Here is a 21,275-nt window from a genome sequence, read left to right on the forward strand (position 1 = left end):
GAGAAGAGAAAGAGAGCTTGAGAAATGGGTTTCAAAGTAGCAATTGCAGGAGCCACCGGAAATGTCGGCCGGGAGATGCTCAACATCCTCTCCGAACGCGGCTTCCCCGCCGATGAGGTCGTGGCGCTCGCCTCCTCGCGTTCGCAGGGCACTGAGGTGTCCTACGGGGACCGGACGCTGAAGGTCTCCAATCTGGAGAATTACGATTTCTCCGATACCGATATCTGCCTGATGTCGGCCGGCGGCGAGGTCTCGAAGAAATTCTCCCCCAAGATCGGCCAGCAGGGCTGTGTCGTCATCGACAATTCCTCGGCCTGGCGTTACGACGCCGACGTGCCGCTAATCGTGCCGGAAGTGAACCCGGACGCCGTCACGCAGTTCACCAAGCGCAACATCATTGCCAATCCGAACTGCTCGACCGCGCAGCTGGTGGTTGCGCTGAAGCCGCTGCACGACTTCGCCAAGATCAAGCGTGTCGTCGTCTCCACCTATCAGTCGGTCTCCGGCGCCGGCAAGGACGGCATGGACGAGCTCTTCAACCAGACGCGCGCCGTCTTCGTTGCCGATCCGATCGAGAACAAGAAGTTCACCAAACGCATCGCCTTCAACGTCATCCCGCACATCGATAGCTTCATGGAAGACGGCTACACCAAGGAAGAATGGAAGGTGCTGGCCGAGACGAAGAAGATGCTCGATCCGAAGATCAAGGTGACCTGCACGGCGGTGCGTGTGCCCGTCTTCATCGGTCATTCGGAATCGGTCAACATCGAATTCGAGAACGAGATCACCGCCGACCAGGCCCGCGATATCCTGCGCGATGCCCCGGGCTGCCTCGTCATCGACAAGCGCGAGAACGGCGGTTACATCACGCCTTATGAATCCGCCGGCGAAGATGCGACCTATATCTCGCGCATCCGCGAGGACGCGACGGTCGAAAACGGCCTCAATATGTGGGTGGTCTCCGACAACCTGCGCAAGGGCGCGGCGCTGAACGCCATCCAGATCGCCGAGCTGCTCGTCAATCGCGGCCTGGTCAAGCCGCGCAAGCAGGCAGCCTGATACCATTTGTAAACCATAAGATGTTAAAGCCCTGCTCGTTGAGTGGGGCTTTTTCCGGGGCAAATACGACTGTATAAGCGCTCGCTAAACGGTGATCGTGACAAAATCGCGAGTGGCTGGCATTCTCTTGCCCGCTTAAAAACTATGCAGATCGAGAGCGGGGTTTCTCAATGCGCATGACAAAGTTGTTTCTGGCGGCCGCTGCGGCAATGGGCGTCCTCCACGCGGTACCGGCGTTCGCGCAAGGACTGCAATGTGGCAATACCAGCGCCGGCTTCGACGCCTGGGTCGCCGATTTCAAGCAGACGGCAGCGGCCAATGGCGTCAGCCAATCGGTGCTCAGCCGCGCCTTCGCCAACGTCAACTACAACAAGCCGACGATCGCCGCCGATCGCGGCCAGAAAAGCTTCAAGCTCTCCTTCGATGCCTTCATGCAGAAGCGCGGCGGTGCCGCCGTCATTTCCCGCGGCCGGTCGATGAAAGCGGCCAACCAGGCCCTTTTTTCCTCGATCGAACGCCGCTTCGGCGTTCCCGCCGGTCCGCTGATCGCAATCTGGGGCATGGAGACCGGTTTCGGCAGCTATATGGGCAACCAGCATACGCTGTCGGCTGTGTCGACCCTTGCCTATGACTGCCGTCGTTCGGACTATTTCACCGATCAGCTCTATGCTGCGCTTCAGCTGGTCTCCGAAGGTTATCTGAGCCCGCAGGCCAAGGGTGCCGCCCATGGTGAAATCGGCCAGACGCAGTTTCTGCCACGCAACGTCGTGCGCTTCGGCGCCGACGGCGACGGCGACGGCCGGGTCGACATGGTCGGCTCCCGCGCCGATGCGCTGGCCTCGACCGCAAATTTCCTCAAGGGCCACGGCTGGCGTGCCGGCGCCGGCTATCAGCCGGGAGAGCCGAATTTCACTGCGATCCAGGGGTGGAACGCCGCCAGCGTTTATCAGCAGGCGATCGCCTATATCGGCCAACAGATCGACGGCGGCAGATAAGCCTTCATTGACAGCCAGGCTTTTGGAAACGCCGCTGCGAACGCGGCGTTTTTCATATGCGGGAATCAAAACTGCCGCCCGATGCCGTCTTGCGTCGCTCCTCCTGCGGCGGGGCCGGCACGACCGGCCCCGACACGACGCAATTGCGGCCGGAAGCCTTGGCGGCGTAGAGCGCCAGATCGGCGCGTTTGACCAGATCCTCGAAGTTCCGGTTGGCGGCGTCGTTTGCCCGGCCGGCGCATCCGAAGCTCGCCGTGACCTTGAGGAAATCGCCACTCGCAAGCGGGATTTCCGCCGTCTCGATCGCCCGTCGCACGCGCTCGGCGACGATTGCGGCTTCGTCGGGCGTCGAATCCGGTAAAAGAGCCAGGAACTCCTCGCCCCCATGGCGCACCAGGAGATCGAAGGAACGAAAATTCTGGCGCGCAACGCCGGCAACGTGCCGAAGCACGGCGTCGCCAGCGTCATGGCCATGGACATCATTGATCTTCTTGAAATGATCGAGATCGAAGAGAACGACGGAAATCCAGTGCGAGCCGTGCTCGGCCTGCGTAAGGAGCGCCGAGGCGGCGACCTCGAAGCCGCGCCTGTTGTAGAGCCCCGTCAGAAGATCGGTTTGAGCAGCGTTACGCAACTCACCCACCAACGTTTCCCGGTCCCGAGTAAGCTTGTCGATCAGCCGAAGCCCTCTTGCCGCCAGTACCATCACCAGCGTGGCGAGGATGAGCAGGCCTGCACACAGCGCCAGAATCTGCGTCAGGTGTACGTGCGAGAGGGTAGAAAACTGTTCGCCAGTCTCGTGAATATCACTCGCGGCCTCCACCATCTTTTGCTGAAGGAAAGCCATGCGTTCGCGCTGTGCGGCCGCCCAGGCGTCGCCCATTGCGCGCGACGGCCGCGAGCCGGCGAGAATGGCGTCGGTGATCGCATTCGCCTTCATCTGGTCGCTGCGACCGAGATAGGCAACGATGTCGCGCACGACCGGCGCTGAGGAATGGAAGACCATGTGATCCATGCCGGCACCGAGCATGGTCTTGCCCTGAATGAACAGTTCAATCGGAAATCTGGCGGAAACGTCTTGATCGAGGTAGCGGGTGCCAATCCCGGTGATCAATCTTTCGCCGTAGTAGGTGAGCAGGATGCCCATCAACTGGTTGGATTTTTCAAGCAGCACCGGGTCGCTGATCAGCGGTGAAAGTGCGTCGACGACGGCAAGCTGCTTGAGAGCCGCATACCAGTAGATGGAGCCGGGGTTGCTGCCGGAGTAACGGCCCTGGTCGACGGCGCTTCGCGCGGCGATGATGCGGCTATAGGCAAGGCTGAGGGCCGCCAATTCATCTGCAAGCCCTTGATCGAGCGTATCGCGCGACGGCAAGCTGGCATAGAAAGCATGGCGTTCGCGATCCAGCGTCAGCCGGCTTTGCTGCATGTCGACAGCAGTCCCGCTGCTGGGATGCGCGAGATAGCGGCGAGTGGCATCGATTTCGCTCAGGATTTCCGTGGCCGCGATCGACCCGCCGCGCGCAAGTACGTCGGCGAACCGCCGGTCGTTCTCGAGATCTCGGTATTGCAAGATGGAAGTTCGGAGGACAAAAACGCCTTCAATGAGCATGAAGACGAAGGGCAGCAGGATGGCGGCCAGGATAACCTTTTTGATGGTTTCAAACTTCATCGCCAATCGCCACGTAATCAAATGCCGGTCGTGTGCAGCCGATTAGAAGCTTAACAGCAATCCTTAAAAAACTGATAAACCGGTCCGCTCCTAGATTTCGGGACGGATGAAATCGCGTGTTTCAGCGTCCATGACCCAGAGCTCGCCGGTCGAGATATCGAACCAGGCGCCATGAAGGTGCATTTTTCCTGCGTCCTCGAGCGCCTTTATTTCCGGGAAGGTTCTGAGATTGTTGATCGAATTGCGGATGGAGACACGCTCCAGCGCCGTCTGTCGCTCAGCCTCGGTCATCACGTCGTTGCTCTGGATTTGTTCGGCTGCGGGTTTGACCAGCGACATCCACCGACCGATGAAATCGCCGGGCGACAACGGCTCGGCGTTCGGATCGAGTGCCGCGCGGATGCCGCCGCAACGGCCATGGCCCATTACGACGATGTCCGAGACCTTCAGCGCCTGCACGGCAAATTCAAGAGCGGCCGATGTCGAATGGAAATGACCGTCCGGCTGGTAGGGCGGCACCATATTGGCAACGTTGCGGATGACGAAAAGCTCGCCCGGGCCGGCATCGAAGATCAGCTCGGGAGCCGCACGTGAGTCCGAACAGGCAATGACCAGCGTGCTCGGGTTCTGGCCGTTTTCGGCAAGTTGCCTATACCTGTCGCGGGCGTCGGCATAACGCCCGTTCATAAAGTTGCGATAACCGTTCAGAAGGGTGTTTGGAAAACGCTGCATGCCTCTGGATTAGCGCGCGCGGAAGACAAGATCAACTGCCGCACCGCAAAATGCGCACATTGACAAATGCGTCATTTTTTCCGCCGCTGCACCGGGTGCACGAGCCGGCGCATCTGCACCATGGCCATCGGCGTCGACAGGCTGAGCGCATCGCTGGCCAGCATCAGCTCGTTGCTGCCGCGCTTGACCGCACGCGCAAGCACTTCGAACACGCTGGCGGTGGCAAGCTGCAACGCCTTTTCATCCTCGAGGCCGGAGAGCAGGCGCGACAGGAAAACGGCGGCCAGCAGGTCACCGAGACCATTCGGCGGGTTCTCGACGACGCGGTGCTCGGCAAGCAGCGCGTGGCGGCCGGAAAGGTAGAGATTGCCGGTACCGCCCGCCATCATCGGGACCGCCGAGGTGACGAGCATGCGTGACGGCCCAAGCGCCAGCGCCGCCTCCATGATTGCGCTGTTGTCATCGAGCGCTGCTCCCGACAGCCAGGCGAGCTCGTACCGGTTCGGCGTTGCGAGCGACGCGAGCGGAATGAGATGATCCCGAATGGCCTCGGCCGTCGCTTCCGGCACGTAGAGGCCGCCGAGGTCGCCCATGACCGGATCGCAGACATAAAGCAGTTCGGGATTGTTTTGCCGGAGCGCAGCGATCAGCCGAGCGACCGAGCGTGCCTGGGCGGCATTGCCGAAGTAGCCCGAAAGCACCGCCCTGACTTCGCCGATCCAAGGTGCGCGGATCAGATCGTCGATCGCCGCATCGAAATCCGCTTCGGCAAATGTCAGCCGCGTCGAACGGCCATGGCCGGGATGCCAGGGCAGAACGATCGTCGGCAGCGCCCAGACCGGGTGGCCGAGCGTCTCCAGCGCAAACACCGCCGCCCGATTGCCAACCGAGCCACGCACGACATGGCTGGAAATAACGATGACTGCGCCCGCTGCATTTTCCGACATTAAACCGAGGTCCGAATGATGATGGCGTTTGATGATCTTTTTGACGCCGGGCTGTCAACCATTCTTCACGTGAGCGTGGAAATGTGCGGCGGAAGAGAAAACAAAAAGAGAGCCGTTCACGCTTGTTTTGGCTACGAAATCGGAAAAATCTCCGACATTTCCCCATCTCCGGCGTCAAAAAAGCATCAAAACCATCCGGCTGGCCCCCATTTTAGAGATTTTTTCGAAGAATCTTCTGCTAGCTTGCAGAAAATCAGTCTATTGCGGGAGGCGATCCATGGCTGCCAGAAACAATCCCAAACGAGAAAAACAGATTGAGGGCGCGCGAAAGATCGCCAGGGAGAGGGGCGAGGCCCATCTCGATCCGGAAATTCTCTTCGGCCGGGCAAGCAATGACGATCTCGAACGCTACACGCCCGAAATGCTGGCGCTTTCTGCCGTGCATTCGGCAAAAGAACTTGCCGCCTGGAACGCCAAGACGCCGCGCGTCAGCATCGACACCATCGGCGGTGTGACGCCTGACGGCATTGCCGTCTCGGTGCTTTCGGTGACCGACCGGAATATGCCGTTTCTCTATGAATCGGTCATGGGAGAAGTGACGAGCACCCATCGCGATCTCTTCATGGCCGTACATCCCATCCTGGTGATGGAAGGAGACAAGGCTCCCGGGCTCTATTCCGCCGACCAGCCGAGCGATCCCGCCACGCGGGTCAGCCATATCCAGCTTCATATCGCGCCGCTCAATTCCAACCAGGCGGCCGATCTCGTCAAACGTGTCCAGATGGTGCTCGAACAGGTCCGCCTGTCGGTTTCGGACTGGAAGCCGATGCTTTCCAAGCTCGACGGGGTGATCGCCGAGCTTGCGGCCAACGGCGCCGGCCGCAGAAAGGCTGAACACGCCGAGGCGATCGCCTTCCTGAGCTGGCTGCGCGACGAGAACTTCACCTTCCTCGGCATGCGCGAATATATCTATTCCGGCAAGGGTGCCGACGCCAAGGTCGAGCGGGACAAGGGGGCGGGCCTCGGCATTCTCTCCAACCCCGATGTTCTCGTGCTGCGCACCGGCAAGGACGCCGTGACGACGACTCCGGAGATCCTCGCCTTCCTCGACGGCCCCGAGTTCCTGATCGTGACCAAGGCGAACGTGAAATCGATCGTCCATCGCCGCGCCTATATGGATTATGTCGGCGTCAAGCGTTTCGACGCCGCGGGCAACGTCACCGGCGAACTGCGCATCGTCGGCCTCTTCACCTCGACGGCCTATACGTCGCTCGCCTCGGAAATCCCGCTGCTGCGCTCCAAGATCGAGAAGGTGAAAGAGCATTTCGGCTTCGACCCGATGAGCCATTCCGGCCGCATGCTCGACAACACGCTGGAATCCTATCCGCGCGATGATCTTTTCCAGATCGACACGACATTGCTTGCCAGCTTTGCCGAGCAGATCAACGATCTCGCCGACCGGCCGCGTGTGCGCGTCCTGCCGCGCATCGACCATTTCGACCGCTTCGTCTCGGTCATCGTCTATGTGCCGCGCGAGGAATATGACTCGATCGTGCGCGAGCGGATCGGCACCTATCTGAAGACGGTCTATGACGGCCGTGTCTCCGCCTATTATCCGGCTTTCCCCGAAGGCGGCGTTGCCCGCGTGCATTTCATCATCGGTCGCTCCGGCGGCAAGACGCCACGCATTCCGCAGGCAAAGCTTGAGCAGACGATCCGCGAAATCACCGCCCGCTGGGACGACCGTTTCGAAGCGCTCGCCGGATCGAAGTCGCCGAGACTATCAGTCGATCAGGCCTTCCAGGATTCCTTTAGCCCTGAAGAGACCGTGGCCGACCTCGCCGATATCGGCGCCTGCGCCGCCGGCGAGCCGCTTCGCATCCAGTTTTATCATCGTCACGAACAACAGGGCCGCGTGCTCTCGCTGAAGATCTTCCATGCCGGCGGCCAGCTGGCCTTGTCGCGCCGCGTGCCGCTTCTCGAGAACCTCGGCTTCAATGTCGTCAGCGAACGCACCTTCGACATTGGGGTACAGGTCGCCGATGGCCCAACCCAACTCGTGGTGCTGCACGACATGGAACTCGAAACCCGCAGCGGCAGCGATATCGACCTGCATCGTTATGGCGCTGCGCTCGAGGAAGCCTTCGTCGCCGCCTTCGCCGGCACGCTCGACAATGACAGCTTCAACCGGCTGATCCTTTCGGCAGGGCTCTCGGCGCGCGAAGCCAATGTGTTGCGCGCCTATGCCCGTTATCTCCGCCAGGCCGGCATCGCCTATTCGCAGGATTACATCGCAACGACGCTCGATAAATATCCTGGTGTGGCCGCCGCCATCTTCCGGCTGTTCCACGACACGCTCGACCCCAAGCTTGCCGACAAAGCCCGTCTCAAGAAGATCGCCGACCTGCACCAGGCGATCGAGGCCGAGCTTGCCGACGTGCCGAGCCTTGACGACGACCGTATCCTGCGCCGCTACGTCAACATCGTCGACGCGACGCTGCGCACCAACTATTTCCAGAAGAACCCTGACGGGTCGCCGAAAGCCATGCTGGCCTTCAAGCTCGATCCGAATCTGGTCGACGGCTTGCCGCAACCGAAACCCTTCCGCGAGATGTTCGTCTACGGCGTCGAGGTCGAAGGCGTGCACCTGCGTTTCGGCCGGGTAGCGCGCGGTGGTCTGCGCTGGTCGGACCGCGCCGAGGACTACCGCACCGAGGTGCTCGGCCTGGTCAAGGCGCAGCAGGTGAAGAACGCCGTCATCGTCCCGGTCGGCGCCAAAGGCGGCTTTTACCCGAAAAGGCTTCCGGTGGGCGGCAGCCGCGACGAAATCTTCAATGCGGGCCGCGAGGCTTACAAGACCTATATTCGCACGCTGCTTTCGATCACCGACAATATCTCCGGCGCCGAGGTCGTGCCGCCGAAGGATACGGTAAGGCTCGATGGCGACGATCCCTATTTCGTCGTCGCCGCCGACAAGGGCACCGCGACCTTCTCCGACACCGCCAATGCGTTGGCGCAGGAAGCCGGCTTCTGGCTGGACGACGCCTTCGCCTCCGGTGGCTCGGCCGGCTACGACCACAAGAAGATGGGCATCACCGCCCGCGGCGCCTGGGAAACCGTGAAACGCCATTTCCGCGAAATGGACATCGACATCCAGACGACGCCCTTTACCGTCGCGGGCGTCGGCGACATGTCGGGCGACGTCTTCGGCAACGGCATGCTGCTCTCCCCGAAGATCCGGCTCGTCGCCGCCTTCGATCACCGCGACATCATCATCGACCCCGATCCCGATATGGAAAGGACGCTGGCCGAGCGCCAACGGCTCTTCAACCTGCCGCGCTCGAGCTGGCAGGACTTCGATAAAAACGTGCTTTCGAAGGGCGCGATGATCATTTCGCGCGCGGCGAAATCGGTGACGCTGACGCCGGAAGCGGTAAGTGCGATCGGCATCGACAAAGCCGTGGCCACGCCCTTCGAGATCATGACGGCGATCCTGAAGAGCCCGGTCGACCTGCTCTGGTTCGGCGGCATCGGCACCTATGTAAAAGCGCCGTCCGAAACCGATACCGAAGTCGGCGACCGCGCCAATGACCCGATCCGCATCACCGCGGCGGAGGTGGGCGCCAAGGTGATCGGCGAGGGCGCAAACCTCGGCGTCACCCAGAAAGGCCGCATCGCCTACGGCCTGAAGGGCGGGCGCTGCAATTCCGACGCCATCGACAATTCGGCTGGCGTCAACACCTCGGACGTCGAAGTCAACATCAAGATCGCGCTGGCGGCGGCCCTGCATGACGGGCGGCTGACGCGGGCAAAACGCGACCAGCTACTTTCGTCGATGACCGGTGAAGTCGCGGCCCTGGTCCTGCGCAACAACTATCTCCAGTCGCTGGCGATCTCACTGACGGAGCGCAAGGGCACGGCCAACGGCCTGGAACTCGGCCGCTTCATGAGCGTGCTCGAGGGGGCCGGTCAGCTGAACCGCAAGGTCGAGACCTTGCCCGACGACCAAACTCTTGCCGAACGTTATGCGGCCGGCAAGCCGCTGACGCGGCCGGAAATCGGCGTGCTGCTGTCCTATGCTAAGATCGTGCTCTTCGATGCGCTTGCCGCGAGCGACCTGCCCGATGACCCTTATTTTGCGGCGACACTGTCGAATTACTTTCCCGTCAGAATGCAGAAGTCGAACGCCGGCGATATCGCCGGCCACCGCCTGCGGCGCGAAATCATCGCGACCGTGCTTGCCAATGAAGCGATCAACCGCGGCGGGCCGAGCTTCACCATTGCCATGATGGACGCAACGGCGGCTTCGGCTCCGGAGGTGGTGCGCGCCGCAATTGTTGCCCGCGACGGTTTCGACCTTAACCGGCTCTGGGCCGAAACGGACGCGCTCGACGGCAAGATATCGGGCGGGATGCAGAACCGCATTTACGAGGAAATCAGCCACAGCTTTATCGTGCTCACGCGCCTGCTGTTGAAAACGGCCATGACCAAAGCCGATATGGCCGAGGTGATTAGCCGGCTGCGGGCGGCTCTGAAGAAGTTGAGGCCTGCTTTCGCCGAACAGGCGGCCGGCGATGCTGCCGCGCGCCAGTCGGAATATGCCGAAGCGGGCGTGCCCGAAGAGCTGGCAGCCGAAATCGCCAACCTCCAGACCTTCGCGCTGGTGCCGGAGATCATGCAGATTGCCGAGCGCACCGGCGAGCCGCTGGTGCGCGCGGCCGAAAATTATTTTGCCGTGTCTAAGACCTTTCGGATCGCGCGGTTGCTCGCAGCCGGCGGCCGGATCCTCACCTCCGACCATTACGAAAATCTGGCGCTGGCGCGCAGCATCGACCAGATCGCCAGCGCCCGGCGCGATATCGTCATCTCGGCGCTTTCCGATCACGGCAAGGAGAAGCTGCCCGTCCAGGCCTGGCATGCGCAGGATCGCGTCCGTATCAACCGCATCGTCGAGGAGCTTTCGAGCCTCAGCGATAGTGGCGATCCCAATCTTGCGCGCATCACTGTTGCCGCAGGCATCCTGACCGATCTTGCGCGCGACCGGGCGAGGTGAGACAGTCCGCGAAAAAGGAGCGGATGTTGAATCGCATAGACTGGACAGGAACACAGCCGCCGAAAGCCACGGAGAAGGGCATCTTGGCGTGGATGTTCTTCGATTGGGCGGCCCAGCCTTTCTTCACTGTGGTCACCACCTTCATCTTCGGCCCCTATTTCGTCTCCCGCCTGACGGATGACCCGGTGTCGGCGCAGACGACGTGGAGCAACATGGCGACGATTTCGTCTGTGATCATTGCCCTGCTCTCGCCCGTTCTCGGCTCGATCGCCGACCAGTCCGGCGCGCGCAAACCGTGGATCGGCTTCTTCGCCATCATCAAGATAGCCAGCCTCTTCGGCCTGTGGTTCGCAGCCCCCGGTTCGCCTGTCCTCTATCCCGTGATCTTTATGATCCTCGCCTCGGTTTCAGCCGAGTTTTCGATCGTCTTCAACGATTCGATGATGCCGCGGCTGGTCGGCAAGCACGAGGTCGGCAAACTCTCCAACACCGCTTGGGGGATCGGTTACCTCGGCGGCATGATCGTGCTCATTGCCGTCGTTACGCTTCTGGCGGCAAGCCCGGAAAGCGGCAAGACCGTTCTCGGCCTCGATCCGCTTTTCGGCCTCGATCCCAAGACCGGCCAGGACGCACGCATCACCGGGCCGATCTCAGCCGTCTGGTACCTGATTTTTATCCTGCCGATGTTCTTCTTCACACCCGATGTTCGCAGAGGCCTGCCCTTCGGCACCGCCATCCGCGCCGGCCTGCGGGAACTGAGAAACACGCTCGGCGAACTCAAGGAACGCCGCGGCACCCTGAAATTCCTGATTGCCCGCATGATCTATCAGGATGGCGTCAACGGCCTGTTGATCCTCGGCGGCGTTTTCGCCGCCGGCATGTTCGGCTGGGCGACGATCGAAATCGGCCTCTACGGCATCATCCTGAACGTCGTCGCGATCTTCGGCTGCCTGATCGCCGGCCGGATCGACAAGGGCGTCGGTTCGAAAGTGACCGTCGCCATCAGCCTCACCATGCTGCTTCTCGCCACCATCGGCATCATCTCGACCGGGCCGGGCTACACCCTGTTTGGCCTGATGGCGCTGCCGACGGCCGATTCCGGCGGCCTCTTCGGCACCGCCGCGGAAAAGGCCTATATCCTTTACGGCCTGCTGATCGGGCTCGCCTTCGGGCCGGTGCAGGCCTCGTCGCGCTCTTATCTCGCGCGCAGCGTCAGCCTTGAGGAAGCCGGCCGCTACTTCGGCCTCTATGCGCTTTCGGGACGCGCCACCAGTTTCATGGCGACGCTGCTCTTCTCGCTGGTGACCTATATGAGCGGCTCAGCGCGGCTCGGAATGGCAACGCTGATCCTGTTTCTCGCCGGCGGGCTGGTGCTGCTGATCCGCACGCCTTATCCCGCCGACCGATCCTGACAATTCTCCGGCACGCGTCAGTGCCGGAAATGGCGCATGCCGGTGAAGACCATCGCGACGCCGTGTTCGTTGGCGGCATCGATGACCTCCTGGTCTCGCATCGAACCGCCCGGCTGAATGACCGCTGTCGCCCCTGCGGCGATCATCGACAGAAGACCATCGGCAAATGGCAGGAAGGCTTCGGAAGCAACCGCCGAGCCTTGCGTCATCGGCGAGGGGAGGCCAAGCGCCTTGGCGGCCTCTTCGGCCTTCAGCGCGGCAATGCGGGCGGAATCCACCCGGCTCATCTGGCCGGCGCCGATTCCAGCCGTCTGGCCATCCTTGGCATAGACCACGGCATTCGATTTGACATGTTTGCCGACTTTGAAGGCAAACTTCATATCATCAAGCTCCTGCGCCGTCGGCGCACGCTTGGTGACGACCTTGAGCTCCAGATCCTCGATCATGCCGTTGTCGCGACTCTGGACGAGCAGGCCGCCGGAAACGGTCTTCGCCGTCAGTCCTGGGGCGCGCGGATCGGGCAGGCCACCGGCCGACAGCAGCCGCAGGTTCGGCTTGCGAGCGACGATAGCCCTGGCCTCCTCGGTGACATCGGGCGCGATGATCACTTCGGTGAAGAGCTTGACGATCCCCTCCGCCGTTTCGACATCCAATATCCGGTTGAGGGCGATGATGCCGCCGAATGCGGAAACGGAATCGCAGGCAAGCGCCCGCTGATAGGCTTCCACCAGGCTCGAGCCGGTGGCGACGCCGCAGGGATTGGCATGTTTGATGATCGCGCAGGCGGGCGCCTTTTCCGGCAGGAATTCGGCGACGAGTTCATAGGCGGCATCGGTGTCGTTGATATTGTTATAGGAGAGCTGCTTGCCCTGCAGCAGGACGGCCGTCGAAACGCCCGGGCGCTTCTCGCCCGTGACGTAGAAGGCCGCCTTCTGGTGCGGATTTTCACCGTAACGCATCTCGTCCTTCAGCACACCGCCGATGACGCGGTGGCGCGGCGTGTCGATCGCCAGCGCTTCGGCAAACCAGTTGGAAATCGTGGCATCATAGGCCGCGGTTCGGGCATAGGCCTTGGCAGCCATGCGCTGGCGGAAGGCATAGGCGGTCTTGCCGTCATCCGCCGAAAGCTGCTCCTTGAACTCGGCATAATCGTCTGGGTCTGTCAGGATGGTCACATAGGCATGGTTCTTGGCCGATGCACGGATCATCGCCGGACCGCCGATGTCGATATTTTCGACGGTCGTCGGATAATCGCCGCCGGCCGCGCGTACCTCTTCGAAAGGATAGAGGTTGATGACGGCCAGATCGATGCCCTCGATCCCGTGCTTTTTCATCGCTTCCTGGTGTTCGCCGTCGTCGCGGATCGCCAGCAGGCCGCCATGCACGATCGGATGCAGCGTCTTGACGCGCCCATCCATGATCTCGGGAAAGCCGGTGATCTCGGAGACGTCGGTGACCACCAGACCGGCAGCGGCGATCGCCTTGTAGGTGCCGCCGGTCGACAGCAGCCGCACGCCTCTTTCGGACAATGTCCGGGCGAGCTCGACGATGCCGGTCTTGTCGAACACGGAGAGGAGTGCGGTCTTGATTTCGACCTTGTCCGGGGCGGGGATCTTTTTGGAAATGACGGCCATGAACCTTCTCCGTTCGGGCTTCGGAAGATATCCGCTAGAGCATGAGGCCGAAAAGTGTGAGCGGCTTTCGGACGAAATCTGCCTTAGGGACGTTTTCTTGCTGCCGCCGCGTTAGCACAGCTTTGACGTCACGCAAACAGCGCTGATGCTCTGCCTTTCGATTTAGTCCCGAATTTGAATTTTGGCCAGTTGGCCGTCCCGTCTAAGCTTTACGGGAGAGAAACCAGCGGATCTCCGTCTTCTCGGCCAGATCGAAATCGATCTCGATCTGGTCCGAGCCACAAATGCCGGAGCTGTCGGCAAAGAAGATGTCCTCGGAAACCAGGACTTCATTTCCGGGCGCGGAAAACAGCCAGCTTTCGCCGTCCGGCGCCGTCAGCAGCACGGATTCTCCATCGCTCTGCTGCAGAACGATGGAAGGATGAATATGAAAACGGGCGACGGCCTTCAGGGGGTCGTCACTTTCATATCCTTCACGCCGGATGAGCCGGTCGTGGCCTGTCACCATCGAACCCGCGGCATTGAGCGTCAGCTCACGCTCGTGCAGCACGCCGAACGGCTTGAGATAACCGTCATGGCTGAGCTTGATGCTGTCGCGCCCATCCTCCGTTTCGACACGTTCGACGGTGACGGTTTTCACCGGTTCGGTGATTGCGTGATCGAGGAAAGGCGAGCGTGAAAAACGGCTGGATGAGGTGTCGTTGAGGATGACGGTCGAATGCGCCGCGGTCGTGCGCGCCATCTGCACATAGCGGTGTCCGGCAAATTTCGGCGAGCCGGAATTGACGATGAAGCGATGGCGGCCGGACGACATTTCGAATGAAAGGCTGCCGGCATGCGCGGTGCGCACTGCGCCGCCCGAAGGCGGCGTCCCGGTATCGGCGATTATGACGGTCTTGCCCCCGGAAAGCCGCTGATAGCGCGACTGCGGCAAAGCCTTGAACGGCTGGCCGGCGGTCTCGTCATATCTGAGCACCGACATCAGCTCATTGGCGAGCGTCGAGGTTGCGCCGTTGAAAAGCGCCAGGTCCCCGTCCTGATGCCGGAAAAACCGCAAAGCGGGATACATGCGGTCGATGCCGGAGATCAGCTTTTGCGGCAGGTCATGGCCGAGATTGACGTAAGTCTGCCGCAGCGGCAGCAGGTCGAGCAACAGTTCCAAGCCGATGCGCGGGTTGCGCGAGATGTGGCCGCCATCCGGCAGAATCTGGCTATCGAATTGACGGTCGAGCGCCTGCGCCGCTCTCCGAAGCGTGGAGGCGCGGGCCGGCATGGCGACGGAGGCCATGGCGAGCGCGATGCGTAGCCGGAACAGCTCCAGACCGCCAAGCGTATAAGGCGCCACGCGATGCAGGAACCTGACCTGGAAAGCGAGCGACTTCATGAAGCGCCGATAAAAGCCGCGATCGGCGTTCTGCAGCACAACAGGCGAATGTGACAGCCAGGCAATGACGCGCTGGGCGGTGACGTCGGTCTCCCAGGCAATTCCTTCCATGCGGCCGGCATGGATGGAAAGCCAGCTGTCGACGATCGCTCGGGCAACCGCCGCGCTGCGTTCCGTCTTGTGCGCACGCATGTGCCGCAGCCAGCCGAAGCTGTGCAGGCGGGTCGCAAAGGGCCGCGAAGGCAGGGTGAAGGTGAAGGGCGATTTGCCGTTCGTTTCCAGCATGCGCCCGGCCAGGAGGAAACGTCCATTGAGAATTTCGTCCGCCACATGTGAATCGATGCCGCGAAGATCGGTCGGGGCGACGATCAGGCGCTCGGGCGGTTTGATCGAATGGCGAATGAGCTTCAGGCGCAGCAACGCGACGCGGCGCAAGGCGCGCCGCCAAGCCTCCCGAACATACATGCTCGCAAAACGCCGACCGGACTGCATATTCTATTGTCTATTGACCCTCATGGTTAAGAATAGGTGAAAAGCAGCCGATTTCATCGCCCACAATGAATTAATTCGTTACAAATTTCGAATATACGAAAATTGTTGCACGTAATTCCGTCGCTACGCAAAGAACGACAGCTGTGCTGCGGGCGTGTAATCAGCGCATGAGACGGTTTCGGGCGACGAGGTTGAAGCAATCAGGCGGCTCGCCGCAGCATCACCGCGTAGAAGCCGTCGAGGCCGGAGGCAATGCCGTCCGGCATTTTCAGCATGGTCGGAAGCGTGCGGAATTCACCGAGCGGCGTGATCGCCGCTTCAAGACCGGGCCAGTCGCCCGCGCTGATCGGCACACGCTCGATCGCGTCCGTATTGGAAACAACGCGGGCGACCACCTCCTCGCCTTCGGCCGGATCGAGCGAGCAGTTCGAAAACACCAGCGTGCCTCCGGGTTTCAGCAAGGTCAGCGCATGACGCAGCAGCCGCTCCTGCAGCGCCGCCAGCCTCGCAATATCATCCGGCCCCTTGGTCCACAGCACGTCAGGGTGCCGGCGCGTCGTGCCGGTGGAAGAGCAGGGGGCGTCGAGCAGGATGGCATCGAAGCCTTCCGTCGGCTTGAATGTCGTCAGATCCGTCGCAACCGTTTCCGCGTTGAGGCCAAGCCGGTCGAGATTCGACCGCAGCCGTCTCAGCCGGCTTTCCGACTGATCGAGTGCGGTCACCGCGCCGCCGGCAAGGATGAGCTGCGCTGTCTTGCCGCCAGGCGCAGCACAGAGATCGGCGGCACGTTTGCCCGACAGATCACCGAAAAGCCTGGCCGGAATGCTTGCCGCCGCATCCTGCACCCACCACGCACCGTCGTCGAAGCCCTCGAGTGAAGGAATTCCGCCGTCAAAGGCGGCAAGCCGCACGCCGCCCGTCGGCAGGGCAACGCCGTTCAGCTTCTTCGCCCAGGCTTCGGCGTCGGATTTGACGGTCAAATCGATCGCCGCAGGTTCGAGCTGCGATTGCGCGATCGCCAGCGCCGCGTCGCGGCCATAAGCCTTTTCCAGCCGTGCGAGGAACCAGCCCGGCATCGGCGGAACCTTACCGATCTTCTCCAGCACCTCGTCCTTTTCACGGCCGAGCCGGCGCAGCACCGCATTGACCAGCTTTGCGAAGCGGCGATTGCGTGGATCCAGGTTGGCCTGCTCGACGGCAAGATCGACGGCCGAATGATCCGGCACGTCGAGATAAAGGATCTGCGCCGCCGCGATTGCCAGAACATGGTGTAAGGCCCGCGCACCCTCCGGCAGCGGCGATTCCAGCAGCGAGGCAATTGCGGCGTCGATGCGCGGCAGGTGGCGCAGCGTCGTGTTGAGAATGGCGCGGACGAGGGCGCGATCGCTTTCGCCAAGCGCCTTGTAGGCCGGATTGCCGTGTTCATGATCGAGAGCGCCGTCGAGCGGCAGCTTTCGGTCGACGACGGCTGCCAGAATTTTTGCGGCCGCCGCCCGGGTCTGCAGGCCCGGCTTGGCTGGCGCCGATCGGCCGGCGAAGGGTTTCTGTTGGCGGAATGGCTTTTTCGTGCCGTCTGAATTCAAGACCACGGACCTTTTGGCGGTTGCGAACCACCGCGACCCGTATTCGGAACAGAGCGCGATTTGCGCGACGGATTAGCAGCACGCACCGGTCCCGTCGAGACACTCATGCCGCTTTGCGCCATCTCCTGCAGCGCGGCAATGCGGTTTTCCGTGTTCGGGTGGGTGGAAAACAGATTGTCCATGCGTTCGCCGGAAAGCGGATTGATGATGAACATATGCGCCGTCGCCGGATTGCGCTCGGCATCCTCATTCGGCACATGAGCCGCGCCGCGGGCAATCTTTCCAAGTGCGGAAGCGAGCCAGAGCGGATTGCCGCAGATTTCGGCGCCGTGGCGGTCGGCCGAATATTCACGCGTGCGGCTGATCGCCATCTGCACCAGCATGGCGGCGAGCGGTGCGACGATCATCGCGACGAGAACGCCGATGAAACCGAGGGGATTATTGTTGTTGTCGCGGTTGCCGCCGAAGAAGAAAGCGAAGTTGCCGAGCATCGAGATCGCGCCGGCAAGCGTTGCCGTGATCGTCATGGTCAGCGTGTCGCGGTTCCGGATATGGGCGAGCTCATGCGCCATCACGCCGGCGACCTCCTCGGGAGACAAGGCGGAAAGCAGGCCGGTCGAGGCGGCGACGGCGGCATTTTCGGGATTGCGGCCGGTGGCGAAGGCATTCGGCTGCGGGCTGTCGTATAGATAGACCTTCGGCATCGGCAGACCGGCATTACGAGCGAGATCGCGCACGATCGCAAAGAATTCCGGCGCATTGCGTTCGTCGATCTGCTGCGCGCGATAGGCCGCTAGCACCATCCGATCGGAGTTCCAATAAGAGAAGAAATTCATGCCGGCGGCAATGAGAAAGGCGATCATCATGCCGCCTCGACCGCCGATCAGAAAACCGACGAACATGAAAAGCGCCGTCATGAAGGCAAGCAACATGGCAGTGCGAACGAGGTTCATTGCGAATCTCCAACTCGATTACGGCGTCGCAAGCTTTCATTCCCGGCGACCGCGCATTATGATTTGGTTATTCACCCGCCATTTTCAATATTTCCGGCAGGAGAAGGCCATGCAGGAAGCCGACAACGACAATAGCCAGACGCCGACGGTGGAGGGATCGGAGCCGCCGCGCAAGGTACTGTCTCCGGCGGCCCGACGTGCGCTTGCCGAGGCTGAAGAAAGACGCAAGAACCAGAAGCCGCTGGATCTGCCACCCGAGATCGGCGGCCGCGGCGGAGCCGAGCCTGCACGCTTCGGCGATTACGAGATCAATGGCCGGGCGATCGATTTTTAAGGCCGGATTGTCGGGCCCAAATCCGGGCCTCATGCAGGCCGTCCAAATTCAGCCAGCCAAAGCAAAGTGAGCCGCCCCGGGACTCGGATGGCCGGAGCGGCTCTTTATATCAGGCAGTCACCTTGTTCTGCCGGTTCGCGATCAGATCGTCGACGACGGCGGGATCGGCGAGCGTCGAGGTATCGCCGAGAGCGCCGAAATCGTCTTCGGCAATCTTGCGCAGGATGCGGCGCATGATCTTGCCGGAGCGGGTCTTCGGCAGGCCGGGCGCGAACTGGATCTTGTCGGGCGCCGCGATCGGCCCGATTTCGGCGCGCACATGTTTCACCAGTTCCTGGCGAAGCGTGTCGGTGCCTTCGTGGCCGGCCATCAAGGTCACATAGCAATAGATGCCCTGACCCTTGATTGAATGCGGATAGCCGACGACGGCCGCTTCCGACACCAGATTGTGCGAGACGAGGGCGGACTCAACCTCCGCCGTTCCGAGCCGGTGGCCGGAGACGTTGAGCACGTCGTCGACACGGCCGGTGATCCAGTAATAGCCGTCTTCGTCGCGCCGGCAGCCGTCACCGGTGAAATACTTGCCCTTGTAGGTGGAGAAATAGGTCTGGATGAAGCGGTCGTGGTCGCCATAGACGGTGCGCATCTGGCCCGGCCAGCTGTCGGTGATGCAAAGATTGCCGTCGGCAGCCCCTTCCAGCACTTTGCCTTCATTGTCGACCAGCTGCGGCTTGACGCCGAAGAACGGCATCGTCGCCGAACCGGGCTTGAGGTCGGTGGCGCCCGGCAGCGGCGTGATCATGTGGCCGCCGGTTTCCGTCTGCCACCAGGTGTCGATGACCGGGCAGCGCTTGTCGCCGACGACATTATAATACCACTCCCAGGCTTCCGGGTTGATCGGTTCGCCGACCGTGCCGAGCAGCTGCAGCGACGAGCGGGAGGAGCGCGTGACGAATTCGTCGCCCGCGCCCATCAGCGAGCGGATTGCCGTCGGCGCGGTATAGAAAATGTTGACCTTGTGCTTGTCGATCACTTCCCAGAAACGGCCCTGATCCGGGAAATTCGGCACGCCCTCGAACATCAGCGTGGTCGCGCAGTTCGCCAGCGGCCCATAGACGATATAGGAATGGCCTGTGACCCAGCCGACATCGGCCGTGCACCAGTAAATGTCGCCGTGGTGGTAGTCGAAGACATATTCATGCGTCATCGCCGCATAGACGAGATAACCGCCGGTCGTATGCAGCACGCCCTTCGGCTTGCCGGTGGAACCTGACGTGTAGAGAATGAACAGCGGATCTTCCGCCTTCATCTTCACCGGCGGGCATTCCGCCTTCACGCTGGCGATTTCCTGATGAAACCAGAGGTCGCGTCCCGGCGCCCAGCCAGTCTTGCCGCCGGTGCGGCGAACGACGAGGACCTTGCTGACGGTGACGTGCTGACGGGCAGCGATATGGATCGCCGTATCGGTGTTGTCCTTCAGCGGTACCGGCTTGCCGCCGCGCACACCTTCGTCGCAGGTGATCACGAAGGTGGATTCGCAATCGACGATGCGCCCTGCCAGCGCCTCCGGCGAGAAGCCGCCGAAGACGACGGAATGCGCCGCGCCGATGCGAGCACAGGCGAGCATCGCATAGGCTGCTTCCGGGATCATTGGCATGTAGATGGTGACGCGATCACCCTTCTTGACGCCATGCTTCTTCAACACGTTCGCCGTCCGGCAAACATGCTCGTAGAGCTCGTTATAGGTGATCTTCTTGTCGACGTAAGGGTTATCGCCTTCCCAGATGATCGCCACCTGGTCGCCATTCGTCTTCAGATGGCGGTCGATGCAATTGTAGGAGACGTTCGTCTGGCCGTCTTCGAACCATTTGATCGAGACCTTGCCGGTAAAGGAGGTGTTCTTGACCTTCGTGTAAGGCTTGAACCAGTCGATCCGCTTGCCGTGCTTGCCCCAGAACTTGTCCGGATTTTCAATGCTTTCATCGTACCATTTCAGGTACTTCTCCTTATCGATCAGGGCGCGCGCCTTCACCGGCTTCGTGACCGGATAGATCTTCTCCGACATGGAACTCCTCCTCATGGGACATGCGACGGACCGCCAGCTATGCAGGGCCGAACTTCAAATCACGGCAATTCATAGCAGTTCGCATCGCCACGGCAATTAGACAAAGGTCATTTGATTTCGGAAGAATTGCAATTCTGCGACAGTCCGGTTATATAGCGCCATATTTCCCGGACATTGTGGTGACAATCCACGGACCGCGACCGGCGCGGACGATAGAAGGACTATATCCATGGCTCAAACATTGCTCATGCCGAAGGCGACTGCCATCTGGCTTGTCGACAACACGGCGCTGTCTTTCGATCAGATCGCGCAGTTCTGCAAACTGCATCCGCTCGAGGTCAAGGCGATTGCTGACGGCGAAGCCGCGCAGGGCATCAAGGGTCTCGACCCGATCTCGACGGGACAGCTCTCCCGTGACGAGATCGCCCGCGCCGAAGCCAACCCGAACCACAAGCTGAAGCTTTCCGAACCGAAGGTGCGCGTGCCGGAATCCAAGCGCCGCGGCCCGCGTTACACGCCGGTCTCCAAGCGTCAGGACCGCCCGAACGCCATTCTCTGGCTGGTGCGCAATCATCCCGAGTTGAAGGACGCGCAGATTTCCCGACTGGTCGGCACGACGAAATCGACGATCGAGCAGATCCGCGAGCGCACCCACTGGAACTCCGCCAACCTGGCGCCGATGGATCCGGTCACGCTCGGCCTCTGCAGCCAGATCGACCTCGACATGGAAGTGGAAAAGGCATCCAAGGGTCGTCCGCTGCCGACCGCCGCGGAGCTTGGCGCAACGCTGCAATCGGCGCAGGAGACCGAACGGCTGACCCCGAACTACGAGCGCGAAGAGGAAAAGGAAATCGACGCCGACGCCGTCTTCCGCAAGCTGAGCTCGCTGCGCTCGGCCCCGAAGGACGAGGATGACGAAGATCAGTACTGAGATATCGGTCATCTCCGCAAAAACCCTGC

Annotated in this window: 15 protein-coding genes; 7 read left to right on the forward strand and 8 right to left on the reverse strand. The window is 61.5% G+C overall.

Annotated features, from left to right (window positions below):
• Positions 1 to 24: 24 nt before the first annotated feature.
• A complete protein-coding gene (locus tag HJC00_RS09325) occupies positions 25 to 1,059 on the forward strand; it encodes an aspartate-semialdehyde dehydrogenase (RefSeq protein ID WP_210632769.1) in 1,035 nt (344 codons plus the stop codon).
• A gap of 170 nt (positions 1,060 to 1,229) precedes the next feature.
• Positions 1,230 to 2,054 carry a lytic transglycosylase domain-containing protein gene (locus tag HJC00_RS09330; RefSeq protein ID WP_221122889.1) on the forward strand — a complete coding sequence of 275 codons (825 nt, stop codon included), beginning with the start codon at positions 1,230 to 1,232 and terminating at the stop codon, positions 2,052 to 2,054.
• 52 nt (positions 2,055 to 2,106) lie between these two features.
• Here the strand turns inward: HJC00_RS09330 and HJC00_RS09335 are convergent, their stop codons facing one another.
• From HJC00_RS09335 to pdxY, 3 genes are all read right to left on the reverse strand, one after another.
• Positions 2,107 to 3,726: a GGDEF domain-containing protein gene (locus tag HJC00_RS09335; protein WP_221122888.1), complete on the reverse strand. Its 1,620-nt coding sequence runs from the start codon at positions 3,724 to 3,726 to the stop codon at positions 2,107 to 2,109.
• Positions 3,727 to 3,816: 90 nt separating this feature from the next.
• Positions 3,817 to 4,458: a carbonic anhydrase gene (locus tag HJC00_RS09340; protein WP_210632772.1), complete on the reverse strand. Its 642-nt coding sequence runs from the start codon at positions 4,456 to 4,458 to the stop codon at positions 3,817 to 3,819.
• Positions 4,459 to 4,529: 71 nt separating this feature from the next.
• The gene (gene pdxY / locus HJC00_RS09345) at positions 4,530 to 5,405 is read right to left on the reverse strand and encodes a pyridoxal kinase PdxY (RefSeq protein ID WP_210632773.1); all 876 of its coding nucleotides are present in this window, start codon (positions 5,403 to 5,405) and stop codon (positions 4,530 to 4,532) included.
• Between the two features lie 15 nt (positions 5,406 to 5,420).
• On the opposite strand from pdxY, the gene HJC00_RS09350 reads away from it, so the two are divergent.
• From HJC00_RS09350 to HJC00_RS09360, 3 genes are read left to right on the forward strand one after another with little or no spacing between them, the layout of a single operon-like run.
• Positions 5,421 to 5,723 carry a hypothetical protein gene (locus tag HJC00_RS09350; RefSeq protein ID WP_221122887.1) on the forward strand — a complete coding sequence of 101 codons (303 nt, stop codon included), beginning with the start codon at positions 5,421 to 5,423 and terminating at the stop codon, positions 5,721 to 5,723.
• A complete protein-coding gene (locus HJC00_RS09355; protein ID WP_221163885.1) occupies positions 5,683 to 10,458 on the forward strand; it encodes an NAD-glutamate dehydrogenase in 4,776 nt (1,591 codons plus the stop codon). The genes HJC00_RS09350 and HJC00_RS09355 overlap by 41 nt, the downstream gene beginning before the upstream one ends.
• 23 nt (positions 10,459 to 10,481) lie before the next feature.
• A complete protein-coding gene (locus HJC00_RS09360) occupies positions 10,482 to 11,870 on the forward strand; it encodes an MFS transporter (protein ID WP_221163886.1) in 1,389 nt (462 codons plus the stop codon).
• Positions 11,871 to 11,887: 17 nt separating this feature from the next.
• Here the strand turns inward: HJC00_RS09360 and purH are convergent, their stop codons facing one another.
• The 4 genes from purH to htpX form a co-directional block, all read right to left on the reverse strand.
• Positions 11,888 to 13,504: a bifunctional phosphoribosylaminoimidazolecarboxamide formyltransferase/IMP cyclohydrolase gene (gene purH, locus HJC00_RS09365; RefSeq protein ID WP_221163887.1), complete on the reverse strand. Its 1,617-nt coding sequence runs from the start codon at positions 13,502 to 13,504 to the stop codon at positions 11,888 to 11,890.
• 202 nt (positions 13,505 to 13,706) lie between these two features.
• On the reverse strand, positions 13,707 to 15,380 hold the full coding sequence (locus tag HJC00_RS09370; RefSeq protein WP_221146278.1) for a heparinase II/III family protein: 1,674 nt from the start codon (positions 15,378 to 15,380) through the stop codon (positions 13,707 to 13,709).
• A gap of 200 nt (positions 15,381 to 15,580) precedes the next feature.
• Positions 15,581 to 16,969, reverse strand: coding sequence for an RsmB/NOP family class I SAM-dependent RNA methyltransferase (locus HJC00_RS09375; protein ID WP_221163888.1), 1,389 nt, complete (start codon positions 16,967 to 16,969; stop codon positions 15,581 to 15,583).
• A complete protein-coding gene (htpX, locus tag HJC00_RS09380) occupies positions 16,960 to 17,916 on the reverse strand; it encodes a zinc metalloprotease HtpX (protein ID WP_221146282.1) in 957 nt (318 codons plus the stop codon). Before htpX ends, HJC00_RS09375 begins: the two co-directional genes overlap by 10 nt.
• Positions 17,917 to 18,025: 109 nt before the next feature.
• On the opposite strand from htpX, the gene HJC00_RS09385 reads away from it, so the two are divergent.
• Positions 18,026 to 18,250 carry a DUF1674 domain-containing protein gene (locus HJC00_RS09385; RefSeq protein ID WP_064712464.1) on the forward strand — a complete coding sequence of 75 codons (225 nt, stop codon included), beginning with the start codon at positions 18,026 to 18,028 and terminating at the stop codon, positions 18,248 to 18,250.
• Positions 18,251 to 18,359: 109 nt separating this feature from the next.
• Here HJC00_RS09385 and acs read toward each other — a convergent pair whose 3' ends face one another.
• Complete coding sequence (gene acs, locus HJC00_RS09390) at positions 18,360 to 20,315, reverse strand: acetate--CoA ligase (protein ID WP_221163889.1); 1,956 nt, start codon at positions 20,313 to 20,315, stop codon at positions 18,360 to 18,362.
• 229 nt (positions 20,316 to 20,544) lie between these two features.
• Here acs and HJC00_RS09395 point away from each other — a divergent pair, with 229 nt between their 5' ends.
• Positions 20,545 to 21,246: a DUF1013 domain-containing protein gene (locus HJC00_RS09395; RefSeq protein ID WP_210632782.1), complete on the forward strand. Its 702-nt coding sequence runs from the start codon at positions 20,545 to 20,547 to the stop codon at positions 21,244 to 21,246.
• The last annotated feature ends 29 nt before the right edge of the window (positions 21,247 to 21,275 follow it).

This window comes from Rhizobium sp. NLR22b (assembly GCF_019685295.1).
Lineage (GTDB): Bacteria > Pseudomonadota > Alphaproteobacteria > Rhizobiales > Rhizobiaceae > Rhizobium.

What these genes read in the sequence shown, in the direction of transcription:
- HJC00_RS09360 (WP_221163886.1), top strand. Translation starts at nt 10,482, where the DNA reads ATGTTGAATCGCATAGACTGGACAGGAACACAGCCGCCGAAAGCCACG.
- purH (WP_221163887.1), bottom strand. Translation starts at nt 13,504, where the DNA reads ATGGCCGTCATTTCCAAAAAGATCCCCGCCCCGGACAAGGTCGAAATC.
- HJC00_RS09350 (WP_221122887.1), top strand. Translation starts at nt 5,421, where the DNA reads ATGATGATGGCGTTTGATGATCTTTTTGACGCCGGGCTGTCAACCATT.
- HJC00_RS09330 (WP_221122889.1), top strand. Translation starts at nt 1,230, where the DNA reads ATGCGCATGACAAAGTTGTTTCTGGCGGCCGCTGCGGCAATGGGCGTC.
- HJC00_RS09335 (WP_221122888.1), bottom strand. Translation starts at nt 3,726, where the DNA reads ATGAAGTTTGAAACCATCAAAAAGGTTATCCTGGCCGCCATCCTGCTG.
- HJC00_RS09370 (WP_221146278.1), bottom strand. Translation starts at nt 15,380, where the DNA reads ATGCAGTCCGGTCGGCGTTTTGCGAGCATGTATGTTCGGGAGGCTTGG.
- acs (WP_221163889.1), bottom strand. Translation starts at nt 20,315, where the DNA reads ATGTCGGAGAAGATCTATCCGGTCACGAAGCCGGTGAAGGCGCGCGCC.
- htpX (WP_221146282.1), bottom strand. Translation starts at nt 17,916, where the DNA reads ATGAACCTCGTTCGCACTGCCATGTTGCTTGCCTTCATGACGGCGCTT.
- HJC00_RS09385 (WP_064712464.1), top strand. Translation starts at nt 18,026, where the DNA reads ATGCAGGAAGCCGACAACGACAATAGCCAGACGCCGACGGTGGAGGGA.
- HJC00_RS09355 (WP_221163885.1), top strand. Translation starts at nt 5,683, where the DNA reads ATGGCTGCCAGAAACAATCCCAAACGAGAAAAACAGATTGAGGGCGCG.
- HJC00_RS09325 (WP_210632769.1), top strand. Translation starts at nt 25, where the DNA reads ATGGGTTTCAAAGTAGCAATTGCAGGAGCCACCGGAAATGTCGGCCGG.
- HJC00_RS09395 (WP_210632782.1), top strand. Translation starts at nt 20,545, where the DNA reads ATGGCTCAAACATTGCTCATGCCGAAGGCGACTGCCATCTGGCTTGTC.
- pdxY (WP_210632773.1), bottom strand. Translation starts at nt 5,405, where the DNA reads ATGTCGGAAAATGCAGCGGGCGCAGTCATCGTTATTTCCAGCCATGTC.
- HJC00_RS09340 (WP_210632772.1), bottom strand. Translation starts at nt 4,458, where the DNA reads ATGCAGCGTTTTCCAAACACCCTTCTGAACGGTTATCGCAACTTTATG.